Origin of the sequence: Paraburkholderia sp. RL17-368-BIF-A, from assembly GCF_046054045.1 — a bacterium.
GTDB classification, from domain to species: domain Bacteria; phylum Pseudomonadota; class Gammaproteobacteria; order Burkholderiales; family Burkholderiaceae; genus Paraburkholderia; species Paraburkholderia graminis.
This window is the reverse complement of the sequence record NZ_JARESN010000028.1, coordinates 1-16,434: the sequence shown is the minus strand read 5'-3', so window position 1 is coordinate 16,434 and position 16,434 is coordinate 1. Positions and strand designations below refer to the sequence as shown.

At 63.0% G+C, this 16,434-nt stretch carries 14 protein-coding genes; 6 read left to right on the top strand and 8 right to left on the bottom strand.

What is annotated here, in order from left to right; all coding sequences use genetic code 11:
- Window positions 1-102 precede the first annotated feature (102 nt).
- Window positions 103-1,800, bottom strand: coding sequence for a tannase/feruloyl esterase family alpha/beta hydrolase (locus P0D87_RS30110; RefSeq protein WP_082367117.1), 1,698 nt, complete (start codon window positions 1,798-1,800; stop codon window positions 103-105).
- Window positions 1,801-1,802: 2 nt separating this feature from the next.
- Window positions 1,803-2,903 carry an OpgC domain-containing protein gene (locus P0D87_RS30105; protein WP_053859574.1) on the bottom strand — a complete coding sequence of 367 codons (1,101 nt, stop codon included), beginning with the start codon at window positions 2,901-2,903 and terminating at the stop codon, window positions 1,803-1,805.
- A gap of 65 nt (window positions 2,904-2,968) precedes the next feature.
- Between P0D87_RS30105 and P0D87_RS30100 the strand changes: the two genes are divergently transcribed.
- The 3 genes from P0D87_RS30100 (at window position 2,969) to P0D87_RS30090 (ending at window position 4,917) form a co-directional block, all read left to right on the top strand.
- Window positions 2,969-3,235: a hypothetical protein gene (locus P0D87_RS30100; protein ID WP_029966532.1), complete on the top strand. Its 267-nt coding sequence runs from the start codon at window positions 2,969-2,971 to the stop codon at window positions 3,233-3,235.
- 176 nt (window positions 3,236-3,411) lie between these two features.
- Window positions 3,412-4,584 (top strand): acyltransferase family protein, encoded by a 1,173-nt coding sequence (locus tag P0D87_RS30095; RefSeq protein ID WP_053860766.1) that lies wholly within the window; start codon window positions 3,412-3,414, stop codon window positions 4,582-4,584.
- A 75-nt stretch (window positions 4,585-4,659) separates the two neighbouring features.
- Window positions 4,660-4,917 carry a hypothetical protein gene (locus P0D87_RS30090; protein WP_029966536.1) on the top strand — a complete coding sequence of 86 codons (258 nt, stop codon included), beginning with the start codon at window positions 4,660-4,662 and terminating at the stop codon, window positions 4,915-4,917.
- A gap of 26 nt (window positions 4,918-4,943) precedes the next feature.
- Here P0D87_RS30090 and P0D87_RS30085 read toward each other — a convergent pair whose 3' ends face one another.
- Window positions 4,944-6,860: an AAA family ATPase gene (locus P0D87_RS30085; RefSeq protein WP_006049148.1), complete on the bottom strand. Its 1,917-nt coding sequence runs from the start codon at window positions 6,858-6,860 to the stop codon at window positions 4,944-4,946.
- A 506-nt stretch (window positions 6,861-7,366) separates the two neighbouring features.
- Between P0D87_RS30085 and P0D87_RS30080 the strand changes: the two genes are divergently transcribed.
- Window positions 7,367-7,990 (top strand): ABC transporter ATP-binding protein, encoded by a 624-nt coding sequence (locus P0D87_RS30080; RefSeq protein ID WP_053859575.1) that lies wholly within the window; start codon window positions 7,367-7,369, stop codon window positions 7,988-7,990.
- A 28-nt stretch (window positions 7,991-8,018) separates the two neighbouring features.
- Here P0D87_RS30080 and P0D87_RS30075 read toward each other — a convergent pair whose 3' ends face one another.
- On the bottom strand, window positions 8,019-9,026 hold the full coding sequence (locus P0D87_RS30075) for a zinc-dependent alcohol dehydrogenase family protein (protein ID WP_053859576.1): 1,008 nt from the start codon (window positions 9,024-9,026) through the stop codon (window positions 8,019-8,021).
- 156 nt (window positions 9,027-9,182) lie between these two features.
- Window positions 9,183-10,772, bottom strand: coding sequence for a tetratricopeptide repeat-containing glycosyltransferase family protein (locus P0D87_RS30070; protein ID WP_053859577.1), 1,590 nt, complete (start codon window positions 10,770-10,772; stop codon window positions 9,183-9,185).
- Window positions 10,773-11,022: 250 nt separating this feature from the next.
- On the opposite strand from P0D87_RS30070, the gene P0D87_RS30065 reads away from it, so the two are divergent.
- Together P0D87_RS30065 and copM are read left to right on the top strand one after the other, a co-directional pair.
- Window positions 11,023-11,220: a heavy-metal-associated domain-containing protein gene (locus P0D87_RS30065; protein WP_053860767.1), complete on the top strand. Its 198-nt coding sequence runs from the start codon at window positions 11,023-11,025 to the stop codon at window positions 11,218-11,220.
- 44 nt (window positions 11,221-11,264) lie between these two features.
- Complete coding sequence (gene copM, locus P0D87_RS30060; RefSeq protein WP_053859578.1) at window positions 11,265-11,678, top strand: CopM family metallochaperone; 414 nt, start codon at window positions 11,265-11,267, stop codon at window positions 11,676-11,678.
- Between the two features lie 24 nt (window positions 11,679-11,702).
- On the opposite strand, the gene P0D87_RS30055 is transcribed toward copM, so the two are convergent.
- From P0D87_RS30055 to acnD, 3 genes are all read right to left on the bottom strand, one after another.
- Window positions 11,703-12,143: a hypothetical protein gene (locus P0D87_RS30055; RefSeq protein ID WP_053859579.1), complete on the bottom strand. Its 441-nt coding sequence runs from the start codon at window positions 12,141-12,143 to the stop codon at window positions 11,703-11,705.
- Window positions 12,144-12,390: 247 nt separating this feature from the next.
- The gene (gene prpF / locus P0D87_RS30050; RefSeq protein ID WP_053860768.1) at window positions 12,391-13,578 is read right to left on the bottom strand and encodes a 2-methylaconitate cis-trans isomerase PrpF; all 1,188 of its coding nucleotides are present in this window, start codon (window positions 13,576-13,578) and stop codon (window positions 12,391-12,393) included.
- A gap of 26 nt (window positions 13,579-13,604) precedes the next feature.
- Window positions 13,605-16,202: a Fe/S-dependent 2-methylisocitrate dehydratase AcnD gene (acnD, locus tag P0D87_RS30045; RefSeq protein WP_006049139.1), complete on the bottom strand. Its 2,598-nt coding sequence runs from the start codon at window positions 16,200-16,202 to the stop codon at window positions 13,605-13,607.
- Window positions 16,203-16,434: the final 232 nt, after the last annotated feature.

The window sequence follows — 16,434 nt, the reverse complement described above, 5'->3', positions numbered from 1 at the left end:
CCGTCCATTTGTTTTTTCACCCGCAATCCGAGCGCTTGCAATGCTCCAGCGTCGATGGTGGATTTTGCAACGGCTCCAATGTAAAGAAGTCGCGCTTCGCTGCTACGGCTCCGCGCATACGAAGCTGCTCGCGAGATTCACATTGCCCTTGCCCGCGTAACGCGGAAACGTCGGATAGCGGCACAACGGTCGCGAGCGTCCATTGGTCGCCGCGGCGATGTCGGTGGCGATCAGCGTTTCCGGCGACGCGCCGCGCGTGACCCAGCTATCGAGCGCGCCAAGCAGATCCACCGACGGCACAAACGCACCGCTGCCATGCTGAAAACCCGGCACCATGTACAGACGCATGAAACGGTTGACCTCGTCCACACCATAACGATCGACGAGCGCCTGACGGTAGGCAATCGTCTGATTCGGGCTGATGACTTCATCCGCGAGACCTTGCAGCGTGATGAGCTTGCCGCCGCGCGCAATGTAGCGCGCGAGATCCGTGTTCATTGCGCCGATGGTGTGCGACAGCGCGATCAATTGCGCGCGATATTTGCCGGGACGTTGCGGATCGAACTTCAGCGAGTCGAAGTCCGCGTCGTGTGCAACGAAGTAACGCACATAGCCGTCGCCCTGCGCAAACAGGTAACCGTTGGCGAAGAATCTCGGCGTCGCGAGCCGTTCGGCCTGGTGCCCGAGGCCCAGTGAACCCGCGAAATACGTGCCCTGAAAAACGTTGTAACCGCGATAGCCGCCGACATTCCAGGCGAGCTTGTACGGCAGCGACAAGCCATCGCGCAGCACCATCAACGTAGCGAGTTGCGGCTCGGTGACGCATTCGTCGCGTGGCAGCATGTGCCCCGCGCAACGCAACGAATCGACGATCTCCGCCTCATGCTCCCGGCATGCGGCGACGTCGCTCACGATGCCGTCGGCGGCGCCGTCGAGCCGGTCGCAAACCGCAAGCGTTCGTCGATACACGTGATCCAGCAGCAGCGGCGGGATGAAGCCGCCCGGCGTCGCATATTCGGCCTGGCCGACCTTCACGCCGATGAGCCGCACGCCGGAAAAATTGAGTGCCGGCGAATTGGCGATCACGCCGTCGTAGTCGTCGGGAAAGCGCTGCATCACCGTGTAGCCTTCGCGGCCACCGGTCGAGCCGCCGGCGAAATACATGCGCTGCGGCGGCCGCCCATAAGCGCGCGCGATCAACGCAAGCGCGGCGTCGTGTGTCTTCTTCAGGTGCGCATAGCCGAAGTTCGTCACGGCTTCGTCGACGAGACCGAACACCGCCAACGACGAATCGCCCACATGCCCGGAATCGTCGCCGAACGTCGCATAGCCTTGCGCAAGCGGCGCGCGATCCGGTGAAAACGGCATCACGCCGACGCCGCTCACCACCACGCCGTTATAGCCGCCGCCGCCCACTTGCAGCGCGCGGCCATTCCAGTGGCGCGGCAGATTCAGGTCGAAGCGGATGTCGGGCGTGGTCGGCTTTGCCGCCTTGATGCGCCCCGTGATGCGGCAGTATTCGCCGCCCTGCTGATTGCCCGGCGCGGTCGCGCCGACCATCGACGCGCTCTCGATCTGCGCGCCCGCAGTCGGCAATGCGATGAGTTCCGGAGGCAAGACGGCGCCCGCGAATTCGGCGCAACGCATCGAAAGCGGCGCCTCCTTTTGCGCGGCGAGCACCGTACGCGAGCCGGGTCCGGGCAGCACGCCGGCAAGCGTGGCCGCGATTGCGACCGAGATTGCTAATGCGCGTAGCCGCGAAGCTCGCGGAACAGCCGTGCGGCGCGAGCGCGCCCTCATCCTCAACGCGCCCCGCTCGCTGCCGCGCGCAGCTGCTGCCCTTTCCATCCGTGCCAGCCGCGCGCAAGAATCAGCAGTGCGCCGATCGCGACGACATCGCCGGCCAGCCCGATCAGCACGCCGCGAAAGCCATGAAACATGTGAGGCGTCGCCGTATCGACGATCAGCGACACGAGCGTGCCGCCGACAAAACACACGAGCCCCGTGCGCCCCACGGTAACGACAGCAGGCAGGCGCTGGGCAAGCCGCGCGATGCTGCCCAAGCGCACGAGCCGCGCGGCAAGCCATGCTATGACGATGAAATTGATCACGCGGTCCACGGAAAGATTCTGTTTAAAGGTGCCGGGCAAAGGCTGCGTCAGCACGAAAAGTTTAACCGCGGCAAACGCGAGCACGGCGGCGACGGCCGCCCACGTCAACCAGCGAGCGGCCTTGCCTGCATGAAAGCGCTCGCTGACCGGCGCGAGCCGGCACACGATGCCGAGCACGAACATCAGTTGCCACGCAAACGGATTAAAAGCCCAGTCGGCGATGTCGTCAATGCTTAGAAGCGAAGCAAGCGGCCGCGCGAGCCACCATACGGCGGCGCTCAGGGCCAGCGCCGCCACGCGCGAGCGCATGGCCAGCGGCACCATGGCCGGCACCAGCAGCGCGTAAAAGACGTACATCGGCAGCACGCTCGACAGGTACGGCTGCCGGCGCAACACCGCGATTTCCAACGCCTGATGCAGCGGCCTCGCGGCGAAAGGCGACCAGCCGGTAAGGTCGATCATCGCGTGATTCAGATTGAGGAACGCGAGCACCGCGCCCGAAAGCAGCGTGAGCAGCGCCGTCAACAGATAGGCGCGGTAGATTTCCCAGCAACGCAGCACGAAGCGCAGATTAGCGGCCTTCTCGCCGCGCGTGGCGAGCACCGCCGTATAGGCCGCCGCCGACGCATAGCCGCCGAGGAACACGAACACTTCCGCCGAATCGCACAACGCGTACGCATGCAGCATCAAATGCGAAAGCGTGCTGCCCGGCATGTGATCGAGCACGATGACGATCAGCACGACCCCGCGAAAGAAGTCGACTTCGACGGAGCGTCCGCGGCGAATGTCCATTCGGTTCTCGCAGCAAGGTTATCCAGCAACACAGCACGATATAACGTTTGGGGCGGCGTCGTGCGATGAGTTCATGCACGCTGACAGGCAGCCTCCTGTTTGCAGTGGCGCAGTGGCAATCTGAAATCGCGCTGTCGGCAAGCGGTAATTGTGATTCAGGCGATGGGCGCGATTACGGCGATTCACGCAATTCAGAATTCGCGATGGAAAGCGCATTCGATGCGCGGCAAGTTTTGCGGCTTTCACAGCTATTTGCGAATGCACCGGTAATTGCCGCCGAAAAAAATCCGCGCATTGCGGTGTGCGATTTTTTTCGCTTTTTTTCATCGTAGGATGGTTTCATGCACGACCGTCGGAGTTCGCGCGTCCCGCTCGAACGATGCTCCGCACGGCGGCCACTCATGTGGACCGGACAGACGTGCCCGGTCATTCACGCGGCACCGGTCCTTCCATTACCGACCTGAACGGTTCGCGCACGCGCACCGCCTTCGCATTGGAAGACACTCACATGAACAAAAGAATCGCCGGCTTCGACGGACTGCGCGCCATTGCAGTCCTGATGGTCTTTCTTCAGCACCGGCTATTCGGCGACATCGGCGAAATAGGCCATCTCGGCGTATGGATCTTCTTTGCGCTGAGCGGCTTTCTGATTATCGGCATTCTCTCGGCACAACGGCTTCGCATCGAAGAAAACGGCAGCGGGTTCGTCGTGGAGCTGAAGCGTTTTCTGTTTCGCCGCACGTTGCGCATCTTCCCGATTTATTACCTGATGCTGACCGTGATGTGCGTGCTGATGCTCTTCGGCATCGCGAGTCCGGAACTGGCGAGCGGCATGCCGTTTCATTTCGCTTATCTGTCGAACTTCTGGATCGGCTCAGTGTTGCATTACTGGCCAGGGCGCTACTCGCATTTGTGGAGTCTCGCGATCGAGGAGCAGTTCTATCTCGTCGTCGCGCCGCTGCTGTTGCTGCTTGCCGCGCGCCGCCATTTCGTCGCGTGTGTGATGATCGCGGCGACGGGACTCGTTGCGCTCTTCGCGATGCGCGCCGGGCATTGGCAGGAGATCACGATCTACACGCATCCGTTGAGCAACTTCTGGCTATTGGCGCTCGGCGGAATGGGCGGCCTGATGGTCGCCGGCGACGCAACCGGTGTGCGTGCGTGGCTCGGCCACGGCGCCACGCTGTTTGCGTTGAGCGTTTGTCTCGTGGGCTTTTGCGCGAGCGAGCCGGTGTGGAGCGAGTTGCACGATCCGCTGCTGTTCACCGTCGTCAATGCCGTGTACGGGGTATGCATCGCGGCGCTCGTGTGTTCGATTGCATGCTGCCGCAATGCGGTCGTCGTGGGTCTGCTGGAAGCGCGCTGGCTCGCGGGGCTGGGGCGTATCAGCTACGGCTTCTATCTCTATCACAACCTGATTCCCGACCTGACCCGCAACCATCGTGCGCAGGCGTTGTTCGGCGGTGCGGTGCCGTTGTGGGCGCATACGCTGGGAATTGCGGCGTCGTTCGGCATCTCGCTCGGGCTCGCGCTGCTGTCATGGCGGCTGATCGAGGAGCCGATTCTTCGACTGAAGACGCGGCGGGTTTCGGTGGATAACGCGAAGTCTGTAGCGCCGCAGCACGATAAGCGCGGCGCGCGCGTGTTGACAGACGATGATGCGGCTTCGGAGGTCGCTTGAGGTTGCTTGAAGTCGACCCGGCGGCACACGCCTTGCTGCATGCCTGTCATGACTGCAATCAACTGGAGATGCGCCGTGGCCACTCAGCCCGATAGCCCGAACGAGCACGACCAGAAGCCAGACGAAACAAAAGACCCCGGCGGTCCACCCACCGAGGTCTCAAAGCCTATCGGCGATGCAATCCCGACGCCGGTCGAACCGGGGCTTGATCAGCCGCTGCCCGAGAAAGGCGAAACGCCGCCATCGGATGACGACGAAGCGAAGCGCGACCCTTTGGGCGAAACGGAGACGCCTCCGGGCGTTCCGCCGCCGGGGCCATCCGACTTCGCATAGGGCGGTGGCGTCGGCTTATCCGCCTTTTACGCGGCTTCGGGCTCAGGCTCCTGCTCGTGCACGATCTTCAGCGTGCTTTTATGCTCCCTGATCAGCCGATACACCGTCTCGCCAGGCACCGTTTCGTGCTCGAGAAGTTCGTCGGCGATAGCGCGCAGCACCGGCTCGTACGCATGCAGCAGGCCATAGCACTGCTCGTTCAATTCCTTCAGCAGCACGTTCGCCTGCTCGATCGCGCTCTTCATCTGAAGACCCGCGTATTGCGAAGGCAACGCGGCGAGGCTGAACAGATTGCCGTCGCTGTTAAAGCCGAACTTGGACACCATGTCGAGGCCGATGCGCGAAGCCTCCTGCAAATCTGAAGCCGCTCCGCTCGACGCTTCGGAGAACGCTAGAATTTCCGCGTTGCGCCCGCCGAGCAGCACCTTGATCTCGTTGCGGATCTCGGTCTCACGGTACAGATGCTTGTCCTGCGCCTTGGTGATCAGCGCCACGCCGAGCGCGCCGCCACGCGGCAAAATCGTGACTTCTTCGAGTACGCCTGTGCCGAGCAGCGCGGCCACGAGACCATGCCCCGCTTCGTGCACGGCGATGCGCGTGCGTTCGTCTTCGGTCAGCGCGCGCTCGGCGCCGCTCACGTCGCCGATACGCGCAATCTTGATCGCCTCGATGAAATGCTTGGCCGCGATTTCCGTCTCGCCGGCCTTGCGCGCGACGAGCCCCGCCTGGTTCACGACCATCGCGACGGTCGCGGGTGACAGACCCGTGGTCAGACGCGCGAGCTGATCGTAGTCGATGTCCGCCGCTTTCGATTTCAGCTTCTCCGCATAGAAGCGGAAAATCTTCGCGCGATCTTCGCGATCCGGCAGGCGAACCTGCACCGTGCGATCGAAACGGCCCGGCCGGCGCAATGCCTCGTCGAGATTGTCGGGATGGTTCGTGGCCGCGACGATGATCACGCCTTCGTTCGAAGCGAAACCGTCCATTTCCGCGAGCAGCTGATTGATGATGCGGTTGCTCTCGGCTTCGACAGGGCCGCCGCCTGTGTCGGTGCGCTTCGCGAGGCCGTCGGCTTCGTCGATGAAGATCACCGTCGGCGCATTCTTGCGCGCCATTTCGAACAGGTGCTTGACCTTCTGGATGCCGACGCCGTAATACTTCGCGCTGAAATAGCTGCCGGTGATCGAGATGAAGTTCGCGCCGCATTCGCCGGCCAGCGCCTGCGCAAGCCGCGTCTTGCCGACGCCCGGGCCGCCCACCATCAGAATGCCGCAGGGCGCGCGCACGCCCATCGACGTGAATTGCTTCGGGCTCGACAGATAACCGCGGATGTCCGCGAGCGCCGCCTTCGCTTCGTTCGCGCCGATCACGTCGTCGAAGCGCAGCGTGGGCGCTTTCGTCAACAGCGACGCGCCGCCGCGCATTTCGCGGCGCATGAACCACACCATGCCGCCGATCAGCAGCAGCGGCAGAAGCAGGCTGATTACGTCGCGCGTCTGGTCGAACACCTGAAGCCAGCGCGAGCCGCCCGTGCGAATGTCTGCGTCGGGCAACCACACGAGCTGATAGGAAGCGGCGTCGCCGGTTTTAGGTTCGCCAAGCAGCAGCGCATGCGAGAACGTCGCGTTGTGGTCGGTCACGAAGTACTTCGAACCGTCGCGCTTCGACACGAGAATCGCACTCGGACTCACGCCGATCGCCGCAACGTTCGCGTCATGAATGTCGCGCAGCATTTGCGACGCGTCTTTCTCCTCGCGCGTCCACGCGGACGTATCGTGCCGCATCTGACTCGCGACGCCGGTTAGCGCGGGCGCGACCTGCGCCGAGCGCTGCTGGTAATGCCACAAACTGAATGCGAGCACGAATGCAATGAGCGCGGCCACAGCCGCCACGGTGATTTTGCGCGCACGTCTTTTCTCAAGCGAGTTCTTTCCCGGCTTCATGAGTCACTTCCAAAAACAGGCCCGAGCGAGCCCTAATACATGTCAAATCAGAGGATGAGCGGTTGGGAGAGGAATCGGCTTTCGCGACGCCACGCCTGCCCGGAAGAGAGGATGCCCAACCATGCATCCCTTTTAACCAGTCGCGTACGAGCCAGTATGCCGTGCGGCTGCTTCTTCCAAATCGCAGAAAAGGCCTGTTTCTACCGCCTATCCCGCCGTTTGATGAAGGCGGAATATAGGGCGCAAGCCGCGCATGAGATGCGGTAGAAAACTGCTCCGGCGCACAGTTTAGCAGCGTAAAAAAGGCCGTGTATTCTGTAGACCTATCATTTTCCACCCGCCCTATTTTTTGTCATGCGCTGTCGAGCGGTAATCGGTCAATTGTTCCTGATTATTCGTTTCTGGACCGCGCGCATTTTTTTGTTAGGCTTCGCCATTCTTCATGCTTGATCCCGCAGACGACGACATCGCCTTGCGCGGCACGGACATTCAACACGCCACAACTTATGCTTCGATTCGAAAACCTCAGCAAGCGCTATAACGACCGCATCGTTTTCGCGGGATTGCGTCACGACTCCGCCGCCGGTTGCGTCGCGCTCAACGACGAGTCGGGAAGCGGCAAATCCACCTTGCTCGCGATTCTCGCCGGCGCGCTTGCAGCCGATTCCGGCGATGTCTGGATCGGCGGCCATTCGGTGAACGCCGCGCCCGTCGCCGCCAGGTCGCTTTTGACGTACGTGCCGGAGGATTGCATGCCGTCGCCCGACCCGACCGGCCGTGAGTACTTGCAGCGCGTGGCCGCGGCGCGCAACGCGAGCGTCAGCGACGCCACGCTGACGCTCGCCGATTGTTTCGGGCTCACGCCGCATATGGACAAGCGCTTCGAACAGATGTCGTTCGGCACGCGCAAGAAGTTCTTTCTGACCTCGGCGATGCTCGGCGAAACCAGCGTGCTGATCGCCGACGAGCCCGTAGGTGGACTCGACGCCGCCGCGCGCGCCGTGCTGGTCGATCTCTTCACGACACTCGCGCAAACTCGCACGGTGTTTTTCTCGAGCTATGACGACGCGTTCACCGACGCTTGCGCGGCCACTCGCATCACGTTTGCCGATCTCGCGCAGCGCGGCTAAACCTGGCGGGCCGTGCACCGCGCCGCGCTCAAATCGACACGCAGATCTTCCCGAAGTGAGCACCCGACGCCTCGTGCCTGAACGCATCCGCGAGTTGCGCGAGTTCGAACGTGCTGTCGATCACCGGCTTGATGCCCGTCACTTCGAGCGCGCGGATCATATCGCGCTGGTCCTGCCGGCTGCCGACGATCAAGCCTTGCAGCCGCTGTTGCCGCGCCATCAGCGCCGCGGTCGGCACGGGGCCGGCGCGGCCCGTCAGCACGCCGATCAGCGCAATATGCCCGCCGATCCGGCAAGCCGTGATCGACTGCGGCAACGTGCCGGGACCGCCCACTTCGATTACATGATCGACGCCTCGTCCGCCGGTCAGCGAGCGCACTTCCTTGCCCCATTCGGGATTGTCGCGGTAGTTGATCGTATGATCGGCGCCGAGCGCGCGCAGCTTCTCGAGCTTCGCATCCGATGAAGACGTCGCGATAACCGACGCGCCCATGGCTCTCGCAAGCTGCAAGCCGAAGATCGACACGCCGCCGGTGCCGAGCACGAGCACCGTGGCGCCCGCCTTCAGCTGACCGTCGACCACGAGCGCCCGCCACGCGGTGAGCCCCGCGGTGGTCAGCGTCGCGGATTCGGCATGGCTATAACCCTGCGGCGCATGCGTGAAATACTGGCTCGGCAGCACGACGACTTCACGCGCATAGCCGTCGACGCCGTCGCCCGGTGTGGTCGTGAAGTCGCCGATGGCGGGCGGGCCGTTCTCCCAGAACGGGAAGAAACACGACACCACGTGATCGCCGGCCTTGAATCCGTCGACGCCTGCGCCGACCGCCTCGACGACGCCCGCGCCGTCCGCCATCGGAATGCGCCCGGCCTCGGCGGGCAGCACGCCGCTGACGACGCCATAGTCATGGAAGTTCAACGAGCTCGCGTAAATGCGAACCCGAAGCTGGCCCGCGCCGGGCTGTCCAGGATCGTCGATGTCGACCACCTGGAGACTATCGACGCTGGCGGGTGAACCAATCTTGACGGCTTTCATGTGGCGGCTCCTGTAGGTTTTGTCAGGCGCTCGACGCGCGCCCTGCTTCGCCAAAGAATATCGCAAGCAGGTTTTGCATGTCGGCGAGCGCGGCATCGCGAACTGTGCGTTTATGCTTGTTCTACTGGGCCAACGCGAACGAGCGATGCCACCCCACTAGCGCACAAAAGAGCCGTACGTCTTGCCCAGTTCATAACGACGCTTCAGTTCCTCCGGGATACGCGCGATGACGTCCGTCCAATTGTCCCGCTCCGGCTGCGTGAAGATGCGCACGCCCGGATACCACGGACTGTCTTCGCGATCGCGCAGCCAGCGCCAGCAACCGGCGAAGCGATTGAGCAGCCAGACCGGCTTGCCCATCGCAGCGGCGAGATGCGCGACCGACGTATCGACGGAAATGACTAGATCGAGGTTGTCGATAATCGCCGCGGTGTCCGCGAAGTCCGCGACTTCATCCATCCAGTCGGTCAAGTACGGTTTCGTGGCGGCGCTCGGACGCTTCGCGAGGTCGTCGGTCTTTTGCAGGCTGATCCAGCGAAGCGGCGACGACGCGAACAATGGCGCCATTTGCGCCGAGCTCAGACTGCGTGCGCGGTCTTCGGTAAGCCCCGAGTGACCGCCCGCCCACACGACGCCGACGCGCGGCAGCCCTTGTTGCGGCAACGCGTCGAGTCTCGCGCGCCAGGTCGCGGAGCGCTGCGGGTCCGCGTACAGATACGCGTCGGCTGGAATGTTGTCGAGGCGCGTGCCGAACGCGAGCGGCAGCGACATCAACGGACATTGCCAGCCCCATTGGCTGATGTCCGGCATGACGTCGTCGAGCATCACGAGACCTGGCCAGCGGGCGCACAACGACTCTTCGTAAAGCCGCCGCAACGACGGCGGACAGATATAGCCCACCTGGGCAAAGCGTTCGAGCGCGAGCGGCAGATAACGCACGAATTGCAGGCTGTCGCCGTGGCCCTGCTCGGGCAACACCAGCAGACGCGCGCCGCTCGCGTTGAGACCATGCGCGCCGCCCACCACGTCGGGGCGCTCGCCCTTCCATTGCGGCAACGGCAGTTGCGGCGCCTGCGACGCGGGCTGCCCGCGAGCATCGACGAAATTCGCCGTGCGCTCCTCGAAGTACGGCCACGCCTCTTCGTAGCGGCCTGCCGCGAGCAGCACCAGGCTGAGACTCGCGCGCGCACCGCGATTCGCGGGATCAAGCGCGATGGCTTGCCTGATATGCCGCTCGGCGTCGCTCAACGAGCCCAGATCTTTGACGACGACGCCGAGGTTCGCATGCGCCTGCGCGTAGTCCGGCTTCAGCTCGATCAAACGCCGATACACAGCCGCGGCCTCGTCGGCACGCCCTTGCAATTGCAGCGCCACGCCCAGGTAGTAGAGAAGCGGGAGCGAATCCGGCTGATGGACAAGTCCCGCCTTCGCGGTCTGTGCGATGCTCGCGAACATGCGCAGCTTGATCTGGACGAGGCACAGCATGTCGAAGAACGGCGGCTGCGGCTCGACTTCGATCGCGCGCTCGATCCAGCGCTGCGCCAACGGAAGCTGATCCGACGCGAGCGCCACCAGCCCACGCGCATAAAGAGCCCCGGCGTGCGTCGAATCGTGCATGATGATCCGGTCGAGCAGCGCCTGCGCCGTATCGAGCCGGCCTGCGACGCGCGCCTCCTCCGCCTCGTTGAACCAGAGCGAGATGACTTCAGACGAGACTTCAGATGACAGCGGAGTTGGGCTTTGCATGATCGCAAGAATGAGGTTGCGTTGATGAACCGTGGAGGCGTTGCCCGGGCGCGGGCTGCGAACGCTGCGTTGCTGCGAGCTGCGTCGATTATCGATGCCCCGCGCGCGAGCTTGTGTAGGACCGTTCCGAATCGGACGCGGACATTGGCGTCAGCAATAAAGTAAAAACGCCGGGATACGGACTTGACCTTACCCCCGTGGGAAGGTCCAAGATCGCCCTGAGATTTATCTCAGGAGATTCGAAATGGAACTGGAATTAGCGGTAAAAGATATGTCGTGTGGCGGTTGCGCCAACTCGATCGCTCGCGCGCTCACCGGTGTCGATCCGGCTGCGGCCGTCGACATCGACGTGTCCACAAAAATCGTCAAGATTGCTTCGACGCTGCCGGCCACGCAACTGATCGAGGCGATCGAAGCGGCGGGCTTTCATCCGTCGATAAAAAACTGATCATGTATGTTTCGCTCGACAGAGCTTTTAACCGGGAATCGACTATGAACAAATTTCGCGCGTTTCGCCCGCTTCGTGTCCTATGCGTATCGGTATCCGCCGGCCTCGCATGCGCCGTTGCCGCCGTGCCTGCTCATGCGCAGCACACGGCGTCCATGCCCGGCATGGACATGTCCTCACCGGCCGATGCCGGCTCGGGCGACTCGACGCCGGCATTCAAGGCCGCCGACGACAAGATGATGAAGAACATGAGCGCGCCGGCCTACACCGGCGACGCCGACAAGGACTTCGTCGCGCACATGGTCCCGCACCACGAGGGCGCGGTCGACATGGCGCAGGTCGAGCTCAAGTACGGCAAGGACCCCGAACTGAAGCGCCTTGCCAGGAACATCATCAAGGCGCAGCACGAAGAGATCGCCTTCATGCAACGCTGGCAGGCGAAACACGGCGCGAAGTAGTCTCGCAGGCCAGGACGGAGCCACTCAGTGCTGGGTGGCGCCCGCTCCGGAACCGGCTTCCATGTCGTCCGCCAACGCGTCGTCTGCCGACTCCGCCTGCGCGGCGGCCGCGCTGTTCGCGGCCTCCTGCAGCAGGCGCGCTGCATGGCTCGCCGTGATGCGCTTGCGGGCAACTCCCTTTGCATCCAGTCCGATAACCTGGAACAATTCGCGGTCGCACTCGAGTTCCTGCCGATACTGCTCGCCGGTACTGACGAGTAATTCGAGCATGCTCTGCTGACGGTGGCGCTCGTCGGCCGTGACGGCAGGATTCCTACATATCGTGGACGCAAGTGCAACCAGCGTATCCAGTTTGCTCATCTGCCGGTCACAGAAATGGAAAGCCGACAACGCGAGCTTTTCGTACTGGAGAGCATCGACAGGCGGGCGAGAATCGGCTTGCGGCGGCTTCTTGTTCTTACTCATTGTGCGATCTCTCTAAGACATCAGTGGGTCGCCCGCATCCTGCTGCTGGACGATGCGGTTACGATCGCAGGCGGTCAAACCTGGTCATCGGTTGTTCTTCAACGGGCTGTTGATTATAGCGAGTACCGAGCCGTGAAAGTACAACCAGGCAAGCTAAATACGACGATGTTTCGTCACCCGAATTATTTCGTTTAGCCTGGCAGCCGCGATCGTCCATCGACGCACAAATCCGAGATACGTCGCACGGCTAAACAGCCGCGGGCACCCTCACCCAACCTTCCATCAACACGCGCGCGCTGCGGCTCATCACCGCCTTCTTCACGACCCACTCGCCGCCTGCGAGCGCCGCCTCGGCCCCGACTCGCAGCGTGCCCGACGGATGCCCGAACCTCACGGCTTCGCGCTCGCCGCCGCCGGCCGCCAGGTTCACCAATGTGCCCGGAATCGCCGCCGCCGTGCCGATTGCGACCGCCGCCGTGCCCATCATCGCGTGATGCAGCTTGCCCATCGACATTGCGCGCACAAGCAAATCGACATCGCCCGCATTGATCCACTTGCCGCTCGACGACACGTAATCAGCCGGCCGCGCGACGAACGCGATTTTCGGCGTGTGCTGCCGCGTCGCGATTTCGTCCAGATTCTTAACGAGTCCCATACGCAGCGCGCCATGAGCGCGAATCGTCTCAAACATGGCCAGCGCTTTTTCATCGCTATTGATGGCGTCCTGCAACTCCGTGCCCTTGTAGCCGATCGCTTCGGCATTCACGAAAATGGTCGGAATGCCGGCGTTGATCATCGTCGCCTTCAGCGTGCCGACGCCCGGCACTTCCAGGTCGTCGACGAGATTGCCCGTCGGGAACATCGAGCCGCCCGCGCCGTCTTCTTCCGCGGCCGGGTCCATGAATTCGAGCTGCACTTCCGCAGCCGGAAACGTCACGCCGTCGAGTTCGAAGTCGCCGGTTTCCTGCACCGCGCCGCCCGTCATCGGCACATGCGCAATGATCGTCTTGCCGATGTTCGCCTGCCAGATGCGTACGGTCGCCACGCCATCGCGCGGAATGCGGCTCGCGTCGACCAGGCCCGCGCTGATCGCGAACGGTCCGACCGCCGCCGACAGATTGCCGCAGTTGCCGCTCCAGTCGACAAACGGCTTGTCGATCGACACCTGGCCGAACAGGTAATCCACGTCATGATCGGGCCTGCTGCTTTTGCCGACGATCACGGTCTTGCTCGTGCTCGACGTCGCGCCGCCCATGCCGTCAATCTGCTTGCCATACGGATCGGGACTGCCGATCACGCGCAGCAGCAGCGCGTCGCGCGCGGCGCCGGGCATTTGCGCCGCGTCGGGCAAATCCTGCAAGCGAAAAAACACGCCCTTGCTCGTGCCGCCACGCATGTACGTGGCCGGAATCCTGATTTGCGGTTGATGCGCCATGAAAGTGTCCTGAAACGAAATCGTGATCAAGCCGCCGCTCGCGACGACTCCAGAAAGTCCTGCGCAAAGCGCTGCAACACGCCGCCGGCCTCGTAGATGGAAACCTCTTCAGCGGTATCGAGCCGGCACGTCACCGGCACCTCGACGCGCTCGCCGCTCCTGCGATGAATCACCAGCGTCAGGTCCGCGCGCGGCTTGCGTTCGCCGACCACGTCGAAGGTCTCGGTGCCGTCAATCGCGAGCGTGATGCGGTTCACGCCTGGCTTGAACTCGAGCGGCAACACGCCCATGCCGACCAGGTTCGTGCGGTGAATGCGCTCGAAGCCTTCGGCAACGATCGCTTCCGCGCCAGCGAGGCGCACGCCTTTCGCTGCCCAATCGCGCGACGAACCCTGACCGTAATCCGCGCCCGCGATCACGATGAGCGGCTGCTTGCGCTCCATGTATGTTTCGATGGCTTCCCACATGCGCGTGATCTTGCCCTCGGGCTCGATGCGCGCGAGAGAACCGGCCTTCACCTTGCCGTCCACCACGACCATCTCGTTCTTCAAGGTCGGGTTCGCAAACGTCGCGCGCTGCGCGGTCAGGTGATCGCCGCGATGCGTCGCGTACGAATTGAAATCCTCTTCGGGCAAGCCCATTTTCGTGAGGTATTCGCCCGCTGCGCTATCCGGCAAAATCGCGTTCGACGGCGACAGGTGATCCGTCGTGATGTTATCGCCGAGCACGGCAAGCGCACGCATGGCCTTTAACGTGCGCTCGCCTGCCAATGCGCCTTCCCAATACGGCGGACGGCGAATATACGTGCTCGTCGGGCGCCAGTCGTAGAGCGGGTCGGCTTTATCTCCAGTGTCGACGGAAACCGCGAACATCGGCTCATACACTTTGCGGAACTGCTCGGGCTTCACGCTCGAAGCGACGATAGCGTCGATCTCTTCGTCCGACGGCCAGATGTCCTTCAACGTCACCGCATTGCCTTCGGCATCGACACCGAGCACGTCCTTTTCGATGTCGAAGCGAATCGTGCCCGCAATCGCATACGCGACCACCAGCGGCGGCGACGCGAGAAACGCCTGCTTCGCAAAGGGATGAATGCGTCCGTCGAAATTGCGGTTGCCCGACAGCACGGCAGTCGCGTAAAGATCGCGCTCCACGATCTCCTTCTGAATGACCGGATCGAGCGCGCCCGACATGCCGTTGCACGACGTGCACGCATACGCGACCACGCCAAAACCGAGCTGCTCGAGTTCGGGCAGCAAGCCGGCTTCTTCCAGATACAGCGTGACGGCTTTCGAGCCCGGCGCGAGCGATGTCTTCGCCCACGGCTTGCGAGTCAATCCGCGCCGGTTCGCGTTGCGCGCGAGTAGACCGGCGGCAATCATGTTGCGCGGATTGTTGGTGTTCGTGCAACTCGTGATGGCCGCGATGATCACCGCGCCGTCCGGCATCAGGCCCGGCTCGTTTTCAACTTTGCCGCTGATGCCGCGCGCGGCCAGCTCGGAGACCGGCAAGCGCCGATGCGGATTCGACGGCCCGGCGAGCGTGCGCACGACCGTGGACAGATCGAACGTGAGCACGCGTTCATACCCGGCATGCTCGAGGCTATCGGCCCACAAGCCGGTTTGCTTCGCATACGTTTCGACGAGCGTCACGAGTTCGTCGTCGCGGCCCGTCAGCTTCAGATACTTGATGGTCTGTTCGTCGATATAAAACATCGCGGCCGTCGCGCCGAATTCGGGCGCCATGTTGGCGATGGTCGCGCGGTCGCCGAGCGTGAGCTTCGTCGTGCCTTCGCCGAAAAATTCCAGGTACGCGCCGACCACTTTCTCTTTGCGGAGGAACTCGGTGAGCGACAGTACGACGTCGGTTGCGGTGATGCCTTCGCCGGGCTTGCCCGTCAACTCCACGCCGACGATATCCGGCAGCCGCATATACGACGCGCGGCCGAGCATCACGCTTTCCGCTTCGAGTCCGCCCACGCCGATGGCGATCACGCCGAGCGCGTCGACCATCGGCGTATGCGAGTCGGTGCCGACGAGCGTATCGGGAAACGCCACGCCGTCTTGGACCTGCACGACGGGGCTCATGCGTTCGAGGTTGATCTGATGCAGGATGCCGTTGCCCGGCGGAATCACGTCGACATTCCTGAACGCGCGCTTCGTCCAGTCGATGAAATGGAAGCGGTCTTCATTGCGGCGATCTTCGATAGCGCGATTCTTCGCGAACGCATCGGGATCGAAACCGCCGCATTCCACCGCAAGCGAATGATCGACGACGAGCTGCGTCGGCACTACCGGATTGACGAGCGCCGGGTCGCCGCCCTGCGCGGCAATCGCGTCGCGCAAACCTGCGAGATCGACGAGCGCGGTCTGGCCGAGAATGTCGTGACACACGACGCGCGCGGGAAACCACGGAAAATCCAGCTCGCGTTTGCGCTCGATAATCTGTTTCAACGACGCGACGAGCGTCACCGGATCGCAGCGTCGCACGAGATTTTCCGCGAGCACGCGCGAGGTGTACGGCAGCTTGTCGTAGGCGCCGGGCTGGATTGCGTCGACGGCGGCGCGCGCGTCGAAGAAATCGAGCTCGGTGCCGGGAAGGCGTTTGCGGTAGGCAGTATTCATGGCTTGGGGACGATCGGTAATGAAGCGCAAACAAGGCGGCGACGTGCGTCGAGCGCGCCCTAAGCGCAGGCGCGTTCCGGTATTTAAAGCAGGCGCTTCGGTCTAGTGTAGCTCGCGGCTGCGAAAGCGCGGCCTCCGTTCGCTATCGAACCGAGGCCGTCAACATCAAACGCGCTTTTCCAGCGGCACGAACGACAAATCGTCAGGCCCCGTGTAATTCGCGCTCGGACGA

Bases quoted from the DNA above. Each gene is read 5' to 3' on its own strand.
- P0D87_RS30110 (WP_082367117.1), bottom strand. From the start codon at position 1,800: ATGAGGGCGCGCTCGCGCCGCACGGCTGTTCCGCGAGCTTCGCGGCTA.
- P0D87_RS30105 (WP_053859574.1), bottom strand. From the start codon at position 2,903: ATGGACATTCGCCGCGGACGCTCCGTCGAAGTCGACTTCTTTCGCGGG.
- P0D87_RS30100 (WP_029966532.1), top strand. From the start codon at position 2,969: ATGAGTTCATGCACGCTGACAGGCAGCCTCCTGTTTGCAGTGGCGCAG.
- P0D87_RS30095 (WP_053860766.1), top strand. From the start codon at position 3,412: ATGAACAAAAGAATCGCCGGCTTCGACGGACTGCGCGCCATTGCAGTC.
- P0D87_RS30085 (WP_006049148.1), bottom strand. From the start codon at position 6,860: ATGAAGCCGGGAAAGAACTCGCTTGAGAAAAGACGTGCGCGCAAAATC.
- P0D87_RS30080 (WP_053859575.1), top strand. From the start codon at position 7,367: ATGCTTCGATTCGAAAACCTCAGCAAGCGCTATAACGACCGCATCGTT.
- P0D87_RS30075 (WP_053859576.1), bottom strand. From the start codon at position 9,026: ATGAAAGCCGTCAAGATTGGTTCACCCGCCAGCGTCGATAGTCTCCAG.
- P0D87_RS30070 (WP_053859577.1), bottom strand. From the start codon at position 10,772: ATGCAAAGCCCAACTCCGCTGTCATCTGAAGTCTCGTCTGAAGTCATC.
- copM (WP_053859578.1), top strand. From the start codon at position 11,265: ATGAACAAATTTCGCGCGTTTCGCCCGCTTCGTGTCCTATGCGTATCG.
- P0D87_RS30055 (WP_053859579.1), bottom strand. From the start codon at position 12,143: ATGAGTAAGAACAAGAAGCCGCCGCAAGCCGATTCTCGCCCGCCTGTC.
- prpF (WP_053860768.1), bottom strand. From the start codon at position 13,578: ATGGCGCATCAACCGCAAATCAGGATTCCGGCCACGTACATGCGTGGC.
- acnD (WP_006049139.1), bottom strand. From the start codon at position 16,202: ATGAATACTGCCTACCGCAAACGCCTTCCCGGCACCGAGCTCGATTTC.